This window comes from Nocardioides houyundeii (assembly GCF_002865585.1).
Classification (GTDB): domain Bacteria; phylum Actinomycetota; class Actinomycetes; order Propionibacteriales; family Nocardioidaceae; genus Nocardioides; species Nocardioides houyundeii.
Genome location: NZ_CP025581.1, coordinates 1,317,544 through 1,335,106, shown reverse-complemented (window position 1 = coordinate 1,335,106; position 17,563 = coordinate 1,317,544). Strand labels below are relative to the sequence as shown.

Annotated in this window: 15 protein-coding genes; 6 read left to right on the top strand and 9 right to left on the bottom strand. The window is 72.3% G+C overall.

What is annotated here, in order from left to right:
* Window position 1: 1 nt before the first annotated feature.
* The 5 genes from C0R66_RS06430 to C0R66_RS06410 all read right to left on the bottom strand — a co-directional run bounded on the left by C0R66_RS06430 (window position 2) and on the right by C0R66_RS06410 (window position 7,671).
* Window positions 2-1,930 carry a vWA domain-containing protein gene (locus tag C0R66_RS06430; protein ID WP_101524002.1) on the bottom strand — a complete coding sequence of 643 codons (1,929 nt, stop codon included), beginning with the start codon at window positions 1,928-1,930 and terminating at the stop codon, window positions 2-4.
* 82 nt (window positions 1,931-2,012) lie between these two features.
* Window positions 2,013-3,596 (bottom strand): citramalate synthase, encoded by a 1,584-nt coding sequence (gene cimA, locus C0R66_RS06425; RefSeq protein WP_101526086.1) that lies wholly within the window; start codon window positions 3,594-3,596, stop codon window positions 2,013-2,015.
* A 181-nt stretch (window positions 3,597-3,777) separates the two neighbouring features.
* On the bottom strand, window positions 3,778-5,484 hold the full coding sequence (locus tag C0R66_RS06420; protein WP_101524001.1) for a serine/threonine-protein kinase: 1,707 nt from the start codon (window positions 5,482-5,484) through the stop codon (window positions 3,778-3,780).
* Between the two features lie 44 nt (window positions 5,485-5,528).
* The gene (locus C0R66_RS06415) at window positions 5,529-6,605 is read right to left on the bottom strand and encodes a branched-chain amino acid aminotransferase (RefSeq protein ID WP_101524000.1); all 1,077 of its coding nucleotides are present in this window, start codon (window positions 6,603-6,605) and stop codon (window positions 5,529-5,531) included.
* A gap of 10 nt (window positions 6,606-6,615) precedes the next feature.
* Window positions 6,616-7,671 (bottom strand): 3-isopropylmalate dehydrogenase, encoded by a 1,056-nt coding sequence (locus C0R66_RS06410; RefSeq protein WP_101523999.1) that lies wholly within the window; start codon window positions 7,669-7,671, stop codon window positions 6,616-6,618.
* 553 nt (window positions 7,672-8,224) lie between these two features.
* Here C0R66_RS06410 and C0R66_RS06400 point away from each other — a divergent pair.
* Window positions 8,225-8,791, top strand: a complete 567-nt coding sequence (locus C0R66_RS06400) for an O-methyltransferase (protein ID WP_101523997.1) — start codon at window positions 8,225-8,227, stop codon at window positions 8,789-8,791.
* On the opposite strand, the gene yczE is transcribed toward C0R66_RS06400, so the two are convergent.
* Entirely contained in the window at window positions 8,730-9,461 is a 732-nt protein-coding gene (gene yczE, locus C0R66_RS06395) for a membrane protein YczE (protein WP_241901598.1), read from the bottom strand. The genes C0R66_RS06400 and yczE overlap by 62 nt on opposite strands.
* 60 nt (window positions 9,462-9,521) lie before the next feature.
* On the opposite strand from yczE, the gene yczR reads away from it, so the two are divergent.
* Window positions 9,522-10,976 carry a MocR-like transcription factor YczR gene (yczR, locus tag C0R66_RS06390; protein ID WP_101523996.1) on the top strand — a complete coding sequence of 485 codons (1,455 nt, stop codon included), beginning with the start codon at window positions 9,522-9,524 and terminating at the stop codon, window positions 10,974-10,976.
* Window positions 10,977-11,017: 41 nt separating this feature from the next.
* On the opposite strand, the gene serA is transcribed toward yczR, so the two are convergent.
* Window positions 11,018-12,610 (bottom strand): phosphoglycerate dehydrogenase, encoded by a 1,593-nt coding sequence (serA, locus tag C0R66_RS06385; RefSeq protein WP_101523995.1) that lies wholly within the window; start codon window positions 12,608-12,610, stop codon window positions 11,018-11,020.
* Between the two features lie 218 nt (window positions 12,611-12,828).
* Between serA and C0R66_RS06380 the strand changes: the two genes are divergently transcribed.
* Both C0R66_RS06380 and C0R66_RS06375 read left to right on the top strand, forming a co-directional pair.
* Window positions 12,829-13,020 carry a hypothetical protein gene (locus C0R66_RS06380; RefSeq protein WP_101523994.1) on the top strand — a complete coding sequence of 64 codons (192 nt, stop codon included), beginning with the start codon at window positions 12,829-12,831 and terminating at the stop codon, window positions 13,018-13,020.
* On the top strand, window positions 13,017-13,400 hold the full coding sequence (locus C0R66_RS06375) for a hypothetical protein (protein ID WP_101523993.1): 384 nt from the start codon (window positions 13,017-13,019) through the stop codon (window positions 13,398-13,400). The genes C0R66_RS06380 and C0R66_RS06375 overlap by 4 nt, the downstream gene beginning before the upstream one ends.
* 22 nt (window positions 13,401-13,422) lie before the next feature.
* Here C0R66_RS06375 and C0R66_RS06370 read toward each other — a convergent pair whose 3' ends face one another.
* On the bottom strand, window positions 13,423-14,880 hold the full coding sequence (locus C0R66_RS06370; protein WP_101523992.1) for a purine-cytosine permease family protein: 1,458 nt from the start codon (window positions 14,878-14,880) through the stop codon (window positions 13,423-13,425).
* An 85-nt stretch (window positions 14,881-14,965) separates the two neighbouring features.
* Window positions 14,966-15,676 (bottom strand): DsbA family oxidoreductase, encoded by a 711-nt coding sequence (locus tag C0R66_RS06365; protein WP_101523991.1) that lies wholly within the window; start codon window positions 15,674-15,676, stop codon window positions 14,966-14,968.
* Window positions 15,677-15,772: 96 nt separating this feature from the next.
* Between C0R66_RS06365 and C0R66_RS06360 the strand changes: the two genes are divergently transcribed.
* Window positions 15,773-16,684: an ABC transporter ATP-binding protein gene (locus C0R66_RS06360; RefSeq protein WP_199286840.1), complete on the top strand. Its 912-nt coding sequence runs from the start codon at window positions 15,773-15,775 to the stop codon at window positions 16,682-16,684.
* Window positions 16,681-17,487 (top strand): ABC transporter permease subunit, encoded by an 807-nt coding sequence (locus C0R66_RS06355; protein ID WP_241901597.1) that lies wholly within the window; start codon window positions 16,681-16,683, stop codon window positions 17,485-17,487. Before C0R66_RS06360 ends, C0R66_RS06355 begins: the two co-directional genes overlap by 4 nt.
* Window positions 17,488-17,563: the final 76 nt, after the last annotated feature.

Genomic DNA, 17,563 nt, shown 5'->3' with positions numbered 1-17,563 from the left:
CCTATGCGCGCGAACGCCGGACCAGGACCACGGCCGCCGCAGCCAGGAGCAGCACCCCCAGGCCGCCGAGGGTCCACCACACCACCGGGGCAGGGTCGTCGCTCTCCACCGCGGCCTGGTTCGAGCTCTGGTCGGGCGTCTCGGACGTCCCCCCGTCCTCGGCGGCCGCGGCTCCCTCGTCGCCGGGCCCCGCCACGTCTCCGGCGTACTCGGGCTCTCCCTCGACCTCCCCCACCAGCTCGGCGGAGATGGTGACGGGTGCGGCGAACTGAGCGTCCTGCGCGCTGACCGCGCGGGCCATGCCGAGGGCGAAGTACTGGTAGCCGTCCTGGATGAGCGTACGGACGCCGGGCTGAGGTGACTCCACGTTGCGCACCCGGATCGGTGGCACCACGGCGGTCAGCAGGCGCGGCTCGCCACCGTTGTAGAACTCCGAGCTCCTGACGCCCTTGTCGGGCTCGTTGACCTGGGTCAGCCGCTGCCCGAGTCCGGAGTAGGAGTGGAGTGTGACGTGCGGGCCCTGGAGGCCCACCACCGAGGCTGCCTGCGGGTCGGTGCCCAGGCTGGCGCTGAGCCGGACCGCCTGGCCGTAGCCCGCACGCACCTTGTAGACCAGCACCTCCGAGGGACGGAGCGAGTCCGAGTACGTCGTACCGGGCACCAGCTCGGGCGCGTCATCGAAGTTGACCCCGCCCACCACCGGCTCTCGGGGGCCTGCCGTCGCGACGTCGACGACGTCGATCCAGTCACCCTCGTCCGCCACCGGACCCGGCAGGGCGTCGGCGTTCTGCACCGCGGGCTGGGTGCTCACCTGCAGGCGGTAGTCACCGACCCCGGCCTTGCTGGAGACGGCCGCGAGCAGCTGCGGAGCCGCCACGCACTCCTCACTGGCGAGCCGGGTCTGGGCGAACGGGTTGAAGGTGACAGCGGTGGAGGTCAGCGGCGTCATCCCGAGGACCTGCAGGGACTGGGCGTAGGAATGGGCACACCGCTGGCCGTCGGGGGTCAGCAGGGAGACGCTGACCACGGTGTTCCAGTTCTCGTCCCCCTTCGGCGGGCGCACCAAGGCCGAGAACGAGACCCCGCCCCCCTCGGGCCGGTCGACCAGGTAGTAGCGCAGACCCTCTTCGGGCAGGGAGGTGTCGACGTAGGTCCCCGGCTCGATCGGCAGGGCGTCCTGGGGGGTGGTGCCGCCCTCGACGCGCTCCCCCGTCAGCCGGAAGCCACGCAGGTCGCGGACGCTGACCTTGATCAGGCTGTTGGCCAGCTCGTCGGCGGACCCGGCGTCGTAGTAGTCCCCGTTGCCCGCACGCGCGATGCACTGCAGCGCCTCGCGGGCCTTGCCCGACACATCCAGGCCGACGACGTTGATGGCCAGGTCGACCCCCTGCTTGGCGAGCCGCTCCGCCACCTTGCACGGGTCGGGCTGGCAGGTCGGCTCCCCGTCGGAGAGGAGCACGATCGTGCGACGCTCACCCTCGGCCCCGGGGCCCAGGTCCTTGGCCGCCTCCCCCAGAGCGTGACCGATGGGGGTCTCGCCGTACGGCTGGTAGTCGGCGACGGCCGCGGTCAGCGCCCCACGGTCCAGCGGACCCACCGGCACGACGTTCTGGCTGTCGGTGCACGCGCCGGGCTTGCTGCGGTCGAAGACCTCGGCGCCGAAGACCCTGATCCCGACCTCGGCGTCCTCCGGGAGCTGCTCGACCACCAGGCCGAGCGCCTCCTTCGCCGCCTGGATCTTGGTCGTGCCGCCAGCCTGCTCCTTCATCGATCCCGAGGAGTCGAGCACCAGCACCATCCGGCCCGCCTCCTCCCCTTCGGCGACCGTGGCGTGAGCGGGCACCGGTAGGGCGAGCACGCTCACGCCGAGGCCGAGCAGGAGGCAGGACAGCAGCACGCGCGCGTGGGGCGGGGTGAGACTCGATCGCATACGCGCACCCTTCCCAGCGACAGGGAGGTTGAATCCTCCACCCCTGCCTGTGGACGGCCGGTCGAGACGGCCGGTGCCGGGATCAGACGTGGTGCCGACGCAGCCCGAAGGTGAGGCCGTCCACGAGAGCACCCCAGGATGCCTCGATCACGTTGTGACCCACGCCGACCGTCACCCACGAGGACTCGCCATCGGTGGTCTCGATCAGCACCCGGGTGATGGCATCGGTCCCGTGACCGGCGTCGAGGATGCGGACCTTGTAGTCGATCAGCTCGAACTTGGCGACCTCCGGGTAGGCCTGCGAGATGGCCGAGCGCAGCGCCTCGTCCAGGGCGTTGACCGGTCCGTTGCCCTCCCCGGTGACCACGAACCGCACCCCGGAGGAGACCAGCTTGACCGTTGCCTCGGAGACCGCCTCCTCGCCGCTGGGGAGCGTCTCGGTGATGACCCGCCACGACTCCACCTCGAAGTAGGAGGGGCGGCGACCCTCCACCTCCTCGACCAGCAACAGCTCGAAGGAGGCGTCGGCGGCCTCGAAGGTGTAGCCGGACTGCTCCATCGCCTTGACCCGGTCGGTCACCCGGGTGACGAGCTCGCGGTCACCGGAGAGGTCGAACCCGAGCTCGCGGCCCTTGAGCTCGATCGAGGCCCGCCCGGCCATGTCGGAGACCAGGAGCCGCATGTCGTTGCCCACGCCCGCGGGGTCCATGTGCTGGTAGAGGTCCGGGTCGACCTTGATCGCGCTCGCGTGCAGCCCCGCCTTGTGGGTGAACGCCGAGGTGCCCACGTAGGGCTGGCGGCTGGCTGGCGGGAAGTTGGTCACCTCCGCCACGGCGTGCGCGATCCGGGTCGCCTCGCGCAGCAGCCCTTCGGGCAGCACGGGCCGGTCCAGCTTGAGCTGGAGGTTGGCAACCACCGAGATCAGGTCGGCGTTGCCGGTCCGCTCGCCGTAGCCGTTGATGGTGCCCTGCACGTGGCTGGCGCCGGCCTCGACGGCGGCCAGCGTGTTGGCCACCGCGCAGCCGGTGTCGTTGTGGCAGTGGATCCCGACGCGGCCACCCGTGGTCTCGATGACGTCGTGGACCACGTCGGAGACCCACCCGGGCAGCATCCCGCCGTTGGTGTCGCACAGCGCAGCCACCTCGGCACCGGCCTCGTAGGCGGCGCGCAGCACCTCCAGGGCGTAGGACCGGTTGGCGCGGTAGCCGTCGAAGAAGTGCTCGGCGTCCAGGAAGACCGTCTGGCCCTCGGCTCGCAGGTGGGACACGGTGTCGCTGACCATCGCGAGGTTCTCCTCCAGCGTGGTCCGCAGGGCCAGCTCCACGTGCCGGTCGTGCGACTTGGCCACCAGGGTGACCACGGAGGCGCCCGAGTCGCGCAGCGCCGCGACCATCGGGTCGTCGGCGGCCCGGACGCCGGCGCGGCGGGTGGAGCCGAAGGCGGTGAGCCTCGCGTGGCGCAGGTCCAGCTCGGCCGCGGCCCGCCGGAAGAACTCGGTGTCCTTGGGGTTGGCGCCCGGCCATCCCCCCTCGATGTATCCCACGCCGAGCCCGTCGAGCTGTCGCGCGATGGTCAGCTTGTCAGCCACGGAGAGGTTGAGCCCCTCCTGCTGAGCGCCGTCGCGCAGCGTGGTGTCGTACACGTGGAACGAGCCCTGCAGGTCCATCACGACTTCTCTCGTCTGGTCTGTGCAACAAAAAAACCTCCCGTGGCACGGAAGGTTGCGCGTCGAATCAGCTCGACGCGCTAGCGAATGATCCCCTGCATCTGCATGGGGCCCATGGTGCCACGACCCACTGCCGGCGCCGGCACGATCTCGCGATCCGGCCCCGGTGGGTGAGCCCCGCTCACAGCAGGTCGGAGAGGCTGATCCCCTGCCACGGCGCCCCGGACCACGGCGCCCAGCTGACCTCCTGCTGCCCGGCCAGCGCCCAGAAGCCGGAGGCGGTCGCCAGCACCACGGCCGCCGCGACCAGCCAGACCACGGGGGTGGCCGCCAGCGGGGTCAGGACGCGGCGCACCGGCCGCCGTACCCGACCGCCGCCGGGGCCCAGCCACAGTCCCAGGGCGAACGCGCCGCCGATCACGCTCAGCGAGGTGCCGGCGGACAGTGCCACCGCGAAGCACAGCAGCGCGGCGGCCGCCCCGATCCCAGCGGCCCAGAGTCCCAGCAGCAGCGTCCCCGGGATCGAGGCCGCCAGGTGCCAGGGGGCGGCGAGGGTGAGCTGCACGCCGTCGTACCAGCGACGTCCCCGGAGCCGGCGCCGCTCCCCGGCCGCGGAGGCCGCCAGCGAGCCGCTGCGCAGCAGCCACACCACCAGCATCGTCACCGCGATCGTCACGTACGGCGCCACGGCGCTGGCCCCGGCCACTGCGGCGCCGAGGCCACCGAGCAGGGTCAGCCGGCGGGCACGCTCGCCCAGCCCGGTGTGCTCGGCCACCTCGGGCGTCTGGTCCCAGGGCAGCAGGTCCTCGACCGGCTCATCGCCCTCGCGACGATCAGCCGCGTACGCCCGGTCGTCGTACGCCCGGTCGTCGTACGCCCGGTCGTCGTGCGCCCGGTCGTCGTAGAGGTCGGCGCGCGAGTGGTCGACGAGGGTCGGGGTCTCGAAGCGGGCGGTCGGCTCTCTGTCCTCGGGCGCGGAGTCCTCGGGAGCGGGTTCGGCTGCCACCTCGGGCCAGGCCACTGCGACCAGCGGCGCGGTGAACAGGTCGTCGACGGGGTCCCACGGCCCGCTCGGGCGCCGGCCCTCCAGCCAGTCGAGCACCTCGGCCAGTACCGGCCGCCGTTCGGGTTCGGGGTCCAGGGCCGCCTGCACGACCTCGCGCAGCCGCTCGGGAAGACCGGAGAGGTCGTGCTCGCCGCGCCGTACCCGGTCCATGATGGCCATCGCCGGACCGCGACCGAAGGGCGCGCGTCCGGTGCCGGCGAAGGCGATCGTGGCCGCCAGGGAGTGGATGTCGGAGGCGGCGGAGGCGTCCTCGCCGTGCAGGATCTCCGGCGCCAGGTATCCCGGAGTGCCGATCAGCCACCCGGTCTGGGTCAGGCGCGGGTCGTCGGCCACCCGGGCGAGACCGAAGTCGATGAGCACCGGGGCCCGGCCCTCCATGAGCACGTTGGAGGGCTTGACGTCCCGGTGCAGCACCCCGGCGCCGTGGACGTCGCCCAGTGCCTCGACCAGGCACCGCGCGAACCAGTCGAGGTCGATGCCGGTGATCGGCCCCTCCTGCTGCACCGCGTCGTGCAGGGGGAGCCCGGGCACGTACCGGGTGGCGACGTAGGGGATCTCGCCCCACGGGTCGGCGTCGACGATCTCCGCCACCCGCGGGCTGCGGATCCGCGACAGCGAGGCGACCTCGCGGGCGAGCCGTTCGCGTGCCTCGTGGTCGCCCACGACGTGGGGTCGCATCACCTTCAGCGCGACCCGCCGGCCACCGGGGCGCTGCGCGAGGTGGACCACCCCCATGCCGCCCTCCCCGAGCCGGGCGAGCAGCCGGTAGCCGCCGACCCGCAGCTCGGACGGCGGGGTCGGATGACTGGGGGACGTGCTCACCCGCCGAGGTTAACCCGCTCGTCGCGGCCAGGTGGCCGCGACGCTCAGAGGACCCGGTGCATCCAGCCGAAGGTGTCGTCGGCGCGTCCGTACTGGATGTCGACCAGGGCCTGCCTGATCCGCATCGTCAGCTCGGTGCTGGACGGTGCCGAGACGTCCCCGCCGGCGGACTTCAGGGCGCCCACCGGGGTGACCACCGCGGCAGTGCCACAGGCGAAGATCTCCACGATCTCGCCCGACGCGATCCCCTCGCGCCACTCCTCGATGGCGACCTTGCGCTCCTCCACCCGGTGCCCGAGCTTGCCGGCGAGCTCGATGATCGAGTCGCGGGTGATGCCCTCCAGGATCGTGCCGCTCAGCTCCGGGGTGACGATGTGCCCGTCGGCGTGGACGAAGTAGAGGTTCATCCCGCCGAGCTCCTCGACGTACCTGCCCTCCTGCGCGTCCAGGAACACCACCTGGTCACAGCCCTTGGCCGTGGCCTCCTGCTGGGCGACGAGCGAGCTCGCGTAGTTGCCACCGGTCTTGGCCGCACCCATGCCCCCGCGCCCGGCACGGGTGTAGTCCTCGGCGAGCCACAGGGTGACCGGCTTGACCCCGCCCTTGAAGTAGGACCCGGCGGGGCTGGCGATCACCATGAACGTGACGTGGCGCGCGGGCCGCACCCCGAGGAACTTCTCGGTGGCGATCATGAAGGGACGCACGTAGAGGCTCTTCTCCCCCGCGGCGTCCGGCACCCAGCGCTGGTCGATCTCGATGAGGGCGTCGACCGCGGCGACGAAGTCCTCCACCGGCAGCTCGGGCAGGGCCAGCCGGACGCTGGAGCGCGCCATCCGCAGGGCGTTCTCCTCAGGGCGGAAGGTCCAGACGGACCCGTCCGCGTGCCGGTAGGCCTTCATCCCCTCGAAGGTCTCCTGGGCGTAGTGCAGGACCGCGGTCGCCGGGTCCATCGAGATGGGGCCGTACGTCGTGGTCCGGGCGCCGTGCCAGCCCTCCTCCGGCGTCCACTCGACGGTGAACATGTGGTCGGTGAAGTGCTCGCCGAAACCGGGGTCACCGAGGATCGCCGCGAGCCGGGAGTCCTCCACGGGTGTGGTCGAGGGCGTGGTGCTGATCTTCATGCTTCGCACGCTACACGCGCTCGGCGATGGCGTCGCCGACGGCTGCGGTGGTCCGGGTGGCCCCCTGGGAGCGGCCGGCGATGTCGGCCACCACGGCCTTCTCCACCCGGGCGGCGGCGTCGCCGTGCCCGAGGTGGTCCAGCATCAGCGCCACCGACAGGATGGCGGCCGTGGGGTCTGCCTTCTGCTGCCCGGCGATGTCGGGGGCGGAGCCGTGCACCGGCTCGAACATCGACGGCGAGGTGCGGTCGGGGTTGACGTTGCCCGAGGCGGCCAGGCCGATGCCACCGGTGATGGCGGCCGCCAGGTCGGTGATGATGTCGCCGAACAGGTTGTCGGTGACGATCACGTCGAACCGCGACGGGTCGGTCGTCATGTGGATCATCGCCGCGTCGATGTGCATGTAGTTGCGGGTGACCTCGGGGAACTCCTGGCCCACCTGCTCGAAGAGCCGCCACCAGGTCGATCCGGCGTGCACCAGGACGTTGGTCTTGTGCAGCAGGGTCAGGGTGCGCCGGGGCCGCTTCTGGGCCCGGGCGAAGGCGTCGCGGAGCACCCGCTCGACGCCGTAGGCGGTGTTGACGCTGACCTCGGTCGCGACTTCCGCCGGGGTGCCGACCCGGAGCGCGCCCCCGTTGCCGGTGTAGGGGCCCTCGGTGCCCTCGCGCACCACGACGAAGTCGACCTCGCCGGGGGCGGCGAGCGGGGAGGGGACGCCGGGGAAGATCCGGGAGGGGCGCAGGTTGACGTAGTGGTCCAGCGCGAAGCGCAGCCGCAGCAGCAGCCCGCGCTCCAGGATCCCCGGGGGAAGGTTGGGGTCGTTGGGCTTGCCGCCGACAGCGCCCAGCAGGATCGCGTCGTGGCCCCGGATCTCCTCGAGCACCGAGTCGGGGAGCACCTCGCCCGTCGCGAGGTAGCGCTCGGCGCCCAGGTCGTAGCGGGTGGTCACGAAGGTCTGGGGGGCCACGGCCTCGAGCACCTTGAGCGCCTCGGTCGTGACCTCGGGGCCGATGCCGTCGCCAGGGATGACGGCGAGGTTGGTCGGCGTGGGGAGGGAGGGGTTCATGGGACCGAGATTAGTTGTCATCGGGACGCTGACCGCCATTGTCTCGGAGGTCAAGCGCCCGTTGCAGCGCCTGGTGGTGCTGCTGGCTCTCCGGGTCGTGACGGGCCGGGCCCCACTCTGCGGGGTAGAGGTTGTACATGTGGCGCTCCTGCGCGGTGTGTGGTGCTGGCGGATGCTGCTCGGGGACGAGTCCCGTGCTCCGCGGCGGCTCCGGAGGCCGGGCCCACGGATCACGTGGGCGGCCGGACCATGACCCGGGCCGGCCCGGGCCCGGTGTGTCCGGGTCTGGCCGGCTGGTCTGGCGGGAGCGGATCGCGCTGTCGTGCCAGGAGGCGGACCGCCGCAGTGCAGTGAAGGACTGCTGGTCGAGGGCCGCGCAACGCCGAACTCCGCGGCGAGGTGGCCCTCTTCAGGCCTCGCCGCGGCAGCCGATGAGTACGAACACGCTCCGCATGATGGCGGAGACAGTACGCCGCCCTGGCGGACCCGGCCAGCACCTCGTCCCGGATGTCCACATTTCGGGACTGCTTTCCCAAGATGAGAGACTCGAATCATGAGCGCCCCTCCCTACCTCCCCGAGATCGTCGCCCGAGCGTTCGACGTCTCCCGCAAGGCGGGCTACGTGTCGTTCTGCCGCAACGAGACCGGGCGCCTGCTGGCCGCCCTGGCCGCGACCCGGGAGGGCACGATGGCCGAGTTCGGTACCGGCTGCGGGGTGGGCACCGCCTGGCTCCGCTCCGGCGTCCGCACCGATGCCCGCATCCTCACCGCCGAGCTCAACCCCAAGCTCGCCTCTGCCGCCGCCGAGATCTTCACCGACGACCCGTCGGTGGAGGTGTTCGCTGCCGACTGGTCGACCCTGAGCGGCAAGGGTCCGTTCTCGCTGCTCTTCCTGGACTCCGGCGAGCCGGACAGCGTGCGGGTCGACGTGGTCGCCGACCTCGTCGAGCCGGGGGGAATCGTGGTCCTCGACGACTTCACCCCGTGCGAGTCCTGGCCGCCGATCTACCTCGGCCGGGTCGACACCCTGCGCGAGCAGTGGCTGACCGACGAGCGCTTCACCGCCGTCGAGGTGATGATCGCGCCCGACGCGTCCGCCCTGATCGCCACCCGCCGCTGAGAGACGGACCCACGGGGTCCAGCCGCACGGTGAGCCACGGGAGCGCCAGCTGGGCCAGCGGTCCGATGGCGAGCGCGTACAGCACCGTGCCCAGGCCCAGCACCCCGCCGAGCACCAGGCCGAGGAGCACCACGCTCGCCTCGATGCCGGTGCGCACCAGCCGCAAGGACGATCCGGTACGCCGGGCCAGACCGGTCATCAGTCCGTCCCGGGCGCCTCGGCCCAGCTGGGAGCCGATGTAGGCCGCGGTCGCCAGGGCGTTCAGGACGACCCCGGCGAGCATCAGTCCGGCGCGAGCCCAGAGCGGCTCGGGCACGGACAGCACCGCCAGGGTGGCGTCGGCGGCCAGCCCCACCGCCACGGCGTTCGCGAGCGTGCCCAGGCCCGGCACCTCGGCGAGCGGGATCCACAGCAGCAGCACCGCGAAGCTCGTCAGCACCACCATCTGGCCCAACGTGACGGGCACGTGCCGGACCAGGCCCGAGTGCAGGACGTCCCAGGGCGCCAGACCCAGTCCGGCGCGGACCATCATGGCCAGGGACGCCCCGTAGAGGAACAGGCCCAGGGCCAGCTGCGTCAGGCGCCGGGTCATTCTGCCGGCTCGCAGCTGGTCCAGCGGCCCCAGGTCGCTGCGCAGCTCGGGTCGCGCCGGGGTCTCCTCGATGGTCACCGGAGCAGCGTCACCCAGATTGGCCTTCTGAAAAAGAGCCAATCGTGAAACGCTGGCCCCATGTCGTCCATCGGGTCCCGCCGGGTCGCCGCGCTCGTCGGCCCGTTCGACCGCTCGCCGGCCTACCTGGGCCTGGCCGAGCAGCTGACGCTGCTGATCGGGGACGGACGCATCCCGTTGGCGACCCGGCTGCCCTCGGAGCGCGAGCTGGTGGCCGAGCTGGGCCTGTCCCGGACCACGGTCACCCGCGCGTACGCCGTGCTGCGCGAGGCCGGGTACGCCGAGTCGAGACGGGGCGCCGGCACCTTCACCCGGGTCCCCGGTGGCCGGGAGCGCGCCCACGACCGGGCCCTGGTGCCCCGACCGGGCGGCGACAACGACGGCATCGACCTGGACTGCGCCGCCCCGACCGCACCGCCCGGCCTCGCGGCCGCCTACGCGCGGGCCATGCAGGACCTGCCCGCCTACCTCGGCGGCCACGGCTACTTCCCCTCCGGGCTCCCGGTCCTGCAACGTGCCGTCGCCGCGACGTACGACGCACGCGGCCTGCCGACCGAGCCGGAGCAGATCATCGTCACGCCGGGGGCCCTGTCGGCGGCGGCCATCGTCGCGCAGTCCTTCACCGGTCCCCGGGACCGGGTGCTCGTGGAGTCGCCGGTCTACCCCAACTCCACCCAGGCGATCAGGAACGCGGGGGCCCGGCTGCACAGCGCCCCGGTCGACCCCGACGGTTGGGACCTGGACACGATCGGCGCCGAGCTGCGGCGGGTCCGGCCCACGCTGGCCTACCTGGTGCCGGACTTCCAGAACCCCACCGGACTTCTGATGTCGACGCCGCAGCGCGCCACCTACGCCGCCCACCTGGCCGCCGCAGGCACCATCGCCGTGGTCGACGAGGCGCACCAGGCGCTGGCCCTGGAGGGGCAGGAGATGCCGTCCCCCTTCACCGCACTGGCCCCGGGCAGCATCACCCTGGGCAGCGCCAGCAAGACCTTCTGGGGAGGACTGCGGCTCGGCTGGATCCGGGCACCGCACGAGCACCTGGACAGGCTGGTGCACGGCCGCACCTCTCTGGACCTGGGCTCGCCGGTCCTCGAGCAGCTGGTGCTGACCCACCTCCTCGCCGCGCCGGAGGAGATGCTGGCCTGGCACCGGACCCGGCTGCGTCGGCAGCGGGACCACCTGGTCTCCGCGCTGCGCACGGCGCTGCCCCAGTGGCGGTTCCGGGTCCCCACGGGCGGTCTCGCCCTGTGGTGCCAGCTGCCGCGTCCGGGGGCGACCGCCCTGGCCGCGGAGGCAGAGACCCTGGGACTCACCGTCTCTCCCGGGCCCGTCTTCGCGGCCGAGGGTGGCCTCGACTCCTACCTGCGCGTCCCGTGGACGGCCGAGCCCGCGGTCCTGGATCGTGCGGTGGGCAGGCTTGCCCTTGCCTGGGAGCAGGTGCAGCGGTACGACGACCGCCCACGCGCCCGCCTCAGCCGCGCCCCGGAGGTCCGGCGGATCCGGATCGCCTGAGCCGGCGCGCCGGTCCCGGTCGAGCCCGGTCCCGGTCCTGGTCAGCCCAGGTCGACGGCGCGGACGGCCGCGGCGTCGATGGCCGTCTCGATGTCGCTCAGGGTCTCGGCCGGGATGACCGAGTCCACCGAGAGCGCCACCAGGGCGCTGCCGCCCTTGTCCTGCCGGGCGACCTGCATGCCGGCGATGTTGACGCCTGCGTCGCCCAGGATCTGGCCCACGGTGCCGACCATGCCCGGCCGGTCCTCGTAGGTGAAGAAGGCCAGGTGGTCGGTGGGCTCCAGGTCCACGGCGAAGCCGTTGACCTCCACGATCCGCTCCCGCTGGTTGATCCCCACCAGGGTGCCCCCGACCGAGACCTGGGAGCCGTCGGCCAGGGTGCCGCGGATGGTGATCAGGTTGCGGTGGTCGGGGCTCTCGGGGTCGGCGACCAGCCGCACCGCGGTGCCGCGCTCGGCGGCCAGGAGCGGCGCGTTCACGTAGGAGACCTGGTGCTCCACGATGTCGGAGAAGACACCCTTGAGCGCGGCCAGCTCCAGGACCTTGACGTCGAACTCGGTGATCTCGCCCCGGACCTCGACGTCGATCTGCTGGGCGACCTCACCGGCCAGGGCGGTGAAGACGCGGCCAAGCTTCTCGGTGAGCGGGATGCCTGGACGCACGTCCTCCGCGATCACGCCGCCCTGGACGTTGACCGCGTCCGGCACCAGTTCGCCCGCGAGGGCCAGCCGGACCGACTTCGCCACCGCGATCCCGGCCTTCTCCTGTGCCTCGTCCGTGGAGGCACCCAGGTGCGGGGTGGCCACCACGTTCTCCAGCTCGAAGAGCGGGGAGTCGGTACACGGCTCGTGGGCGAAGACGTCGAGGCCTGCGGCCGCGATGACGCCGGTCTTGAGCGCGTCGTAGAGGGCCGCCTCGTCGACGATGCCGCCGCGGGCGGCGTTGACCAGCACCAGGGAGGGCTTGGCCTTGGCCAGCTCGGGGGCACCGATGAGACCCATCGTCTCCGGGGTCCGGGGCAGGTGCACCGACATGAAGTCCGACTCGGCCAGCAGGGTGTCGAGGTCGACCAGGCGCACGCCCATCTGCGCGGCGCGCCCGGCCTGGACGTAGGGGTCGTAGGCCACCACCTTCATCCCGAAGGCGCTCAGCCGCTGCGCCACCAGGACCCCGATGCGGCCGAGGCCGACGATGCCGACGGTCTTCTCGTAGAGCTCGACGCCGGTGTACCTGGACCGCTTCCACTCGCCGTTGCGCAGTGCGGCGTGCGCCGGGCTGACGTGCCGGGCCGCCGCCAGCATCAGCGCGACGGCCAGCTCTGCCGCGCTGACGATGTTGGAGGTGGGCGCGTTCACCACCATCACGCCGTTCTGGGTGGCGGCCCTGACGTCCACGTTGTCCAGCCCTACCCCCGCGCGGGCCACCACCTTGAGGACCTTCGCCGCTGCGAGCGCCTCCTCGTCGACCTTCGTGGCCGAGCGGACCAGCAGCGCGTCGACGTCGGCGAGCGCGGCCAGCAGCTCGTCACGGTCGGCTCCGTTGCAGTGCCGGATCTCGAAGTCCGGGCCGAGCGCCTCGACGGTCGCGGGGCTGAGCTCTTCGGCGATGAGTACGACGGGGCGTGCGTTGGTCACAGCGGCGGTCCTCGGGTGATCGGGGAGGTGATCGGATCTGGGTCCCGCGGACGGATCGATGGTGACGCGGGTCGCACGACGCTGTGCCTCGGCCAGACTAGCCCACCTCACCGCTCGCCCGGCGTCGTCCCAGCGGCCGCGCCTGGCTCCCCACGGCTGGGTTTGACCCCCCGCACAAGGGGAAGGAACCCGTCGCCTGCCTAGCCCGAGGAGACACGATGGCTGACCCGACCGAGGACCTGCACGTCCTTCGGGAAGAGACCGACGTCCTGCTGCAGCAGAGCGAGGAGATCCGAGCACGTCTCCAGCCCGTCGAGGCCACTGACGCCACGGGCCAGGTGACGGTGGAGCACTCGCACCGGGTGCACGTCGGCCGCGAGCTCACCCCGGCCGTCATCAACGCGACGTGAGCACTGCTGCCCGCCCCGCACTGCGGCGCGCGGCCCTGATCGCCGCCGGCGGACAGGTCCTGCTCGTGGTCGTGATGGTGGTCGCTGCCCTCGATTCCGCCGGCGCCGACCGATCGATGTTCTGGGCGCTTGCGCTCAGCGCTCTGCTCGGCGCCCTGGCCGCGGCCCTCCTCAGCACGGCCGAGCAGCGCAGTGCGGAGGCCTCGAACCGGGTCAACCAGGCAGTGGTGGCCCTCGCGGTCGGGTTCTTCGCCGGTGCGGCCGCGGCGTTCCTCGGCCGCAACGCCCTGGTGCTCTGTGTGCCGGGCGCACTGCTCCTGGTCGACGGCATGCTGGTCGGCGCCGCCCGGAAGATCCAGAGCGCGCCCTCACCCGGGTGAACGGGAGGGCGGACTCGCTGCCTCAGCGCTCCTGGTCGGCGACGGTCCCGCGACGCGCGATCAGTGTCACCCCGAAGCCCAGCGCCAGCGCGACGAGCACGCCGAGGTTGGCGAGCGCCCACTCCCCCTCCTTGCCACCGAGCCCGAGCGGGCCGAGCAGGTAGCCCTGCCAGTTGTTCCACGACGCGTCGTCGGCGAACGAGTTGATCACCAGGCCCCAGCCGATGACCGAGGCACCGACCATGGTGGCGATCGAGACCCGGTCGAAGGCGCCGTACCTCCCGGTGGGGTCGAAGAGGGCCGCCTCGTCGTAGTCCTGGCGACGCAGCGCGAGGTCGGCGATGAAGATGCCGGCCCAGGCGGCGAGCGGCACGCCGAGCGTGATCAGGAAGCTCTGGAACGGGTTCAGGAAGCTCTCCGCCACGAAGACCACGTAGATGGTGCCCGCGGTGAGCAGCAGCCCGTCGATGAGAGCCGCTCGGGGCCGGGAGACCCGCACCCCCAGGGAGAGCAGCGTCAGCCCCGAGGAGTAGATGCCGAGCACGGCCCCGCTGACCAGCGCCAGGATCGCGGCGAGGAGGAACGGGACCAGGAACCAGGTGGGCAGCAGGGTGGCCAGGGTGCCGATCGGGTCGGCGGCGACGCCGTCCAGGATCTCGGTGGAGGACCCGGCCAGGGCCAGCCCGAAGCCGACCAGCAGGACCGGGGCGAGCGCCCCACCGAAGGTGTTCCACGCCACGATCGCGGGACCGGACGCGGTGCGCCGCTGGTAGCGCGACCAGTCCGCTGCGATGTTGATCCAGCCCAGTCCGAAGCCGGTCATCACCATCACCAGTGCCCCCACCACCTGCTGGGTGGACCCGCCCGGAACCGCACTGACGGCGTCCCAGTCGACCTCGTCGACGGTCAAGGCGATGTAGAGGATCGACACGGCACCGGTGATCCAGGTCAGCCACGACTGCATCCGCATGATGACGTGGTAGCCGGCGACGCTGGCGGAGACGATGAGAGCCGCGACCACGATGGCCGCGACGACCTTGGTCGCCGTGCCCCCGCCCCAACCCAGGCGGGTGAAGACGGTGGAGGTGGCCAGCACCGCCATGATCGCCAGGAACGTCTCCCAGCCGATCGAGACCAGCCACGAGATCACGCCCGGGAGCTTCTGCCCGGTGACCCCGAAGGCGGCGCGGGACAGCACCATGGTGGGCGCCGATCCTCGCTTGCCGCCGATCGCCACGAGTCCGCACAGCGCGAAGGAGGCGATGATGCCGACCACGGCGACCAGCAGGCCCTGGGCGAAGGAGATCCCGAAGTAGAGGATGAACGCCGCGTAGCTGAGTCCGAAGACGCTGACGTTGGCGGCGAACCAGGGCCAGAACAGGTCGGCCGGCCGCGCGGTCCGACTGGCCTCGTCGATGATCTCGATCCCGGTCGTCTCCACCCCGAGGCGGCGGGTCTCGTCCAGCGTCTGCTCGCTCATGGGGCCAATAGTGATGCACGCCGCATCGCCGGCTCCCGCCAGGGTCCACGTCGGTGCTGCCCGGGCCCCGAGGACCCGGACCGGATCAGACGGGGCAGCCGTCCGGCCCGCAGACGTCCCCGTCGCCGGTCGAGACCATCTCGATGCTGGGGTGCCCGTCGCGCCACGCCCGCTGGAGCACCTGGGTGAAGGCCTCGGCGGGCTGGGCTCCGGAGACGCCGTAGGCGGCGTCGACCACGAAGAACGGCACCCCGGTGGCGCCGTACGCCCGGGCCTGCGCGACGTCGGCGGCGACCTCGTCGGCGTACCGCTGGGAGGCCAGGACCTCCGCCACGCCGGTGGCCTCCAGGCCCGCCTGGTCCGCGACCTCGGCCAGCACGGTGTGGTCCGCGACGTTCCGGCCCTGCGTGAAGTACGCCGCGAGCAGCGCCTCCTTGAGCCGGCCCTGCAGCTCCGGGCCGCCTTCGTGCAGCGCCAGGTGCAGCAGCCGGTGGGCGTCGACGGTGTTGACGTGCAGGGTCTGGTCCAGGCGGTAGACCAGCCCCTCCTCGGCCGCGGCGGCCGACACCTGCTGCTGCATGCCCGCCACCCCCTCGGGGCTCTGGCCGTACGTGCGGGCGAGCATCTGCGTCGAGGTCTCGGTGGCCACCGCGGGGGCACTCGGGTCCAGCTGGTAGGAACGCCAGACCACCTCCACCTGGTCCGCGTGCTCGAAGGTGCTCAGGGCCGACTCCAGGCGCCGCTTGCCGATGTAGCACCACGGGCAGACGACGTCACTCCAGATCTCGATGCGCATGCGGTCCCAACCCCGGCCGGGCCATCTGTGTTCCCGGGGTCGGGTCAGGGCTGTCCCCGATGCCGGCCGGCACCGGGTCGCGGGAGCGTGGACACCATGATCACCATCGACTCCCTCACCAAGCGCTACGGCGACCACACCGCCGTCGACGACGTCACCTTCACCGCGGCTCCGGGCCGGGTGACCGGCTTCCTGGGCCCCAACGGGGCGGGCAAGTCCACGACCATGCGGGTCATGGTCGGCCTCACTCCCCCGACCTCCGGCACCGCGCAGGTCAACGGACGGCGGTTCGCCGACCTGCCGGACCCGGGACGGGAGGTCGGCGTGCTGCTCGACGCCTCCGCCCAGCACGCCGGACGCACGGGACGCGAGATCCTCGCCATCGCCCAGCGCACGATGGGGCTGCCCCGCTCCCGGGTCGAGGAGATGCTCGAGCTGGTCAGCCTCACCGAGACCGAGGCGGGACGGCGCGTGCGCAACTACTCCCTCGGCATGCGCCAGCGCCTCGGCATCGCCACCGCGCTGATCGGGGACCCCGCCGTGCTGATCCTGGACGAGCCGGCCAACGGCCTCGACCCTGCCGGCATCCGGTGGATGCGGGACCTGCTGCGCGGCTACGCCGACCGCGGCGGCACGGTGCTGCTCTCCTCCCACCTGCTGCACGAGATCGAGGTCATCGCCGACGACCTGTTGGTCATCGGCAACGGCCGGCTCGTGGCCCAGGGCACCAAGGCGGAGCTCCTCGCGGCAGCCGGCACCGTGGTCCGGGCTGCGGAGATCGACCGGCTGGCCGCGGCCCTGGCAGCCGACGGGATCGCCACCACCGCGTCCGGCGACGGTGCGCTCCGCACCGACGCGGACGCCTCCGCCGTCGGCCGGGTCGCCCTGGCCGCCGGTGTCGCCCTGACCGAGCTGAGGTCGGCCGACGGGGCCGGCCTGGAGGAGATGTTCCTCGAGCTCACTGCCGAGTCCCAGCGGGACACCACGATCGAAGGAGCCGCAGCATGAGCGCCGTCCTGGAAGCCGCCCCCACCACCCACGCCGGGTCGGACACGATCGTCCGGCCCTCGAGCATCCCGATGCGACGCCTGCTGTGGGTGGAGCTGACCAAGGTCTTCGACACCCGCTCGGGCTTCTGGCTGATCGCGAGCATCGGAATCACGGCACTGCTGGCCACCGCTGCGGTGATGGCCTTCGCACCCGAGTCGGACCAGACGTACGAGTCGTTCGCCGCGGCCATCGGGGCGCCGATGTCGGTCATCCTGCCGATGGTGGCGATCCTCGCGGTGACCTCGGAGTGGAGCCAGCGCACCGGGCTCACCACGTTCACCCTGGTGCCGCACCGCGGCCGGGTCCTGCTCGCCAAGGCGGCGGTGGCCGTGGCGATCGGCGTGTCTTCCATGGCCCTCGCCCTGGCCGTGGGGGCGCTGGGCAACCTCGTGGGGGCCGCGGTCGCGGGAGGCCCGACCGTGTGGGACATCCCGGCGGCCAACCTCGCCACCATCGTGCTGGCCAACGTGTTCTGCCTGCTGACGGGCTTCGTCCTGGGCGTGGTCCTCCGCAGCTCGGCTGCGGCGATCGTGGGCTACTTCGTGTTCGCCTTCGTGCTCCCGAACGCGCTGTTCCTGCTGGGCACCGTGCAGGACTGGTTCGCCGACCTCCAGCCCTGGGTGGACTTCTACTACTCCTACACGACGCTGTTCGAGCAGGTGCCGACCGCGCAGCAGTGGGCCCAGATCGGCACCTCGGGTCCTTGTGGCTGGTCCTCCCGCTGGCGTTCGGCATTCGGGGCGTGCTCAGGTCCGAGGTGAAGTAGCGCCGGGTCGACCCAGAACGCGACGAGCCCCGTCGCCCGGCTGGTGCCGGGCGACGGGGCGCGTGTCGTGC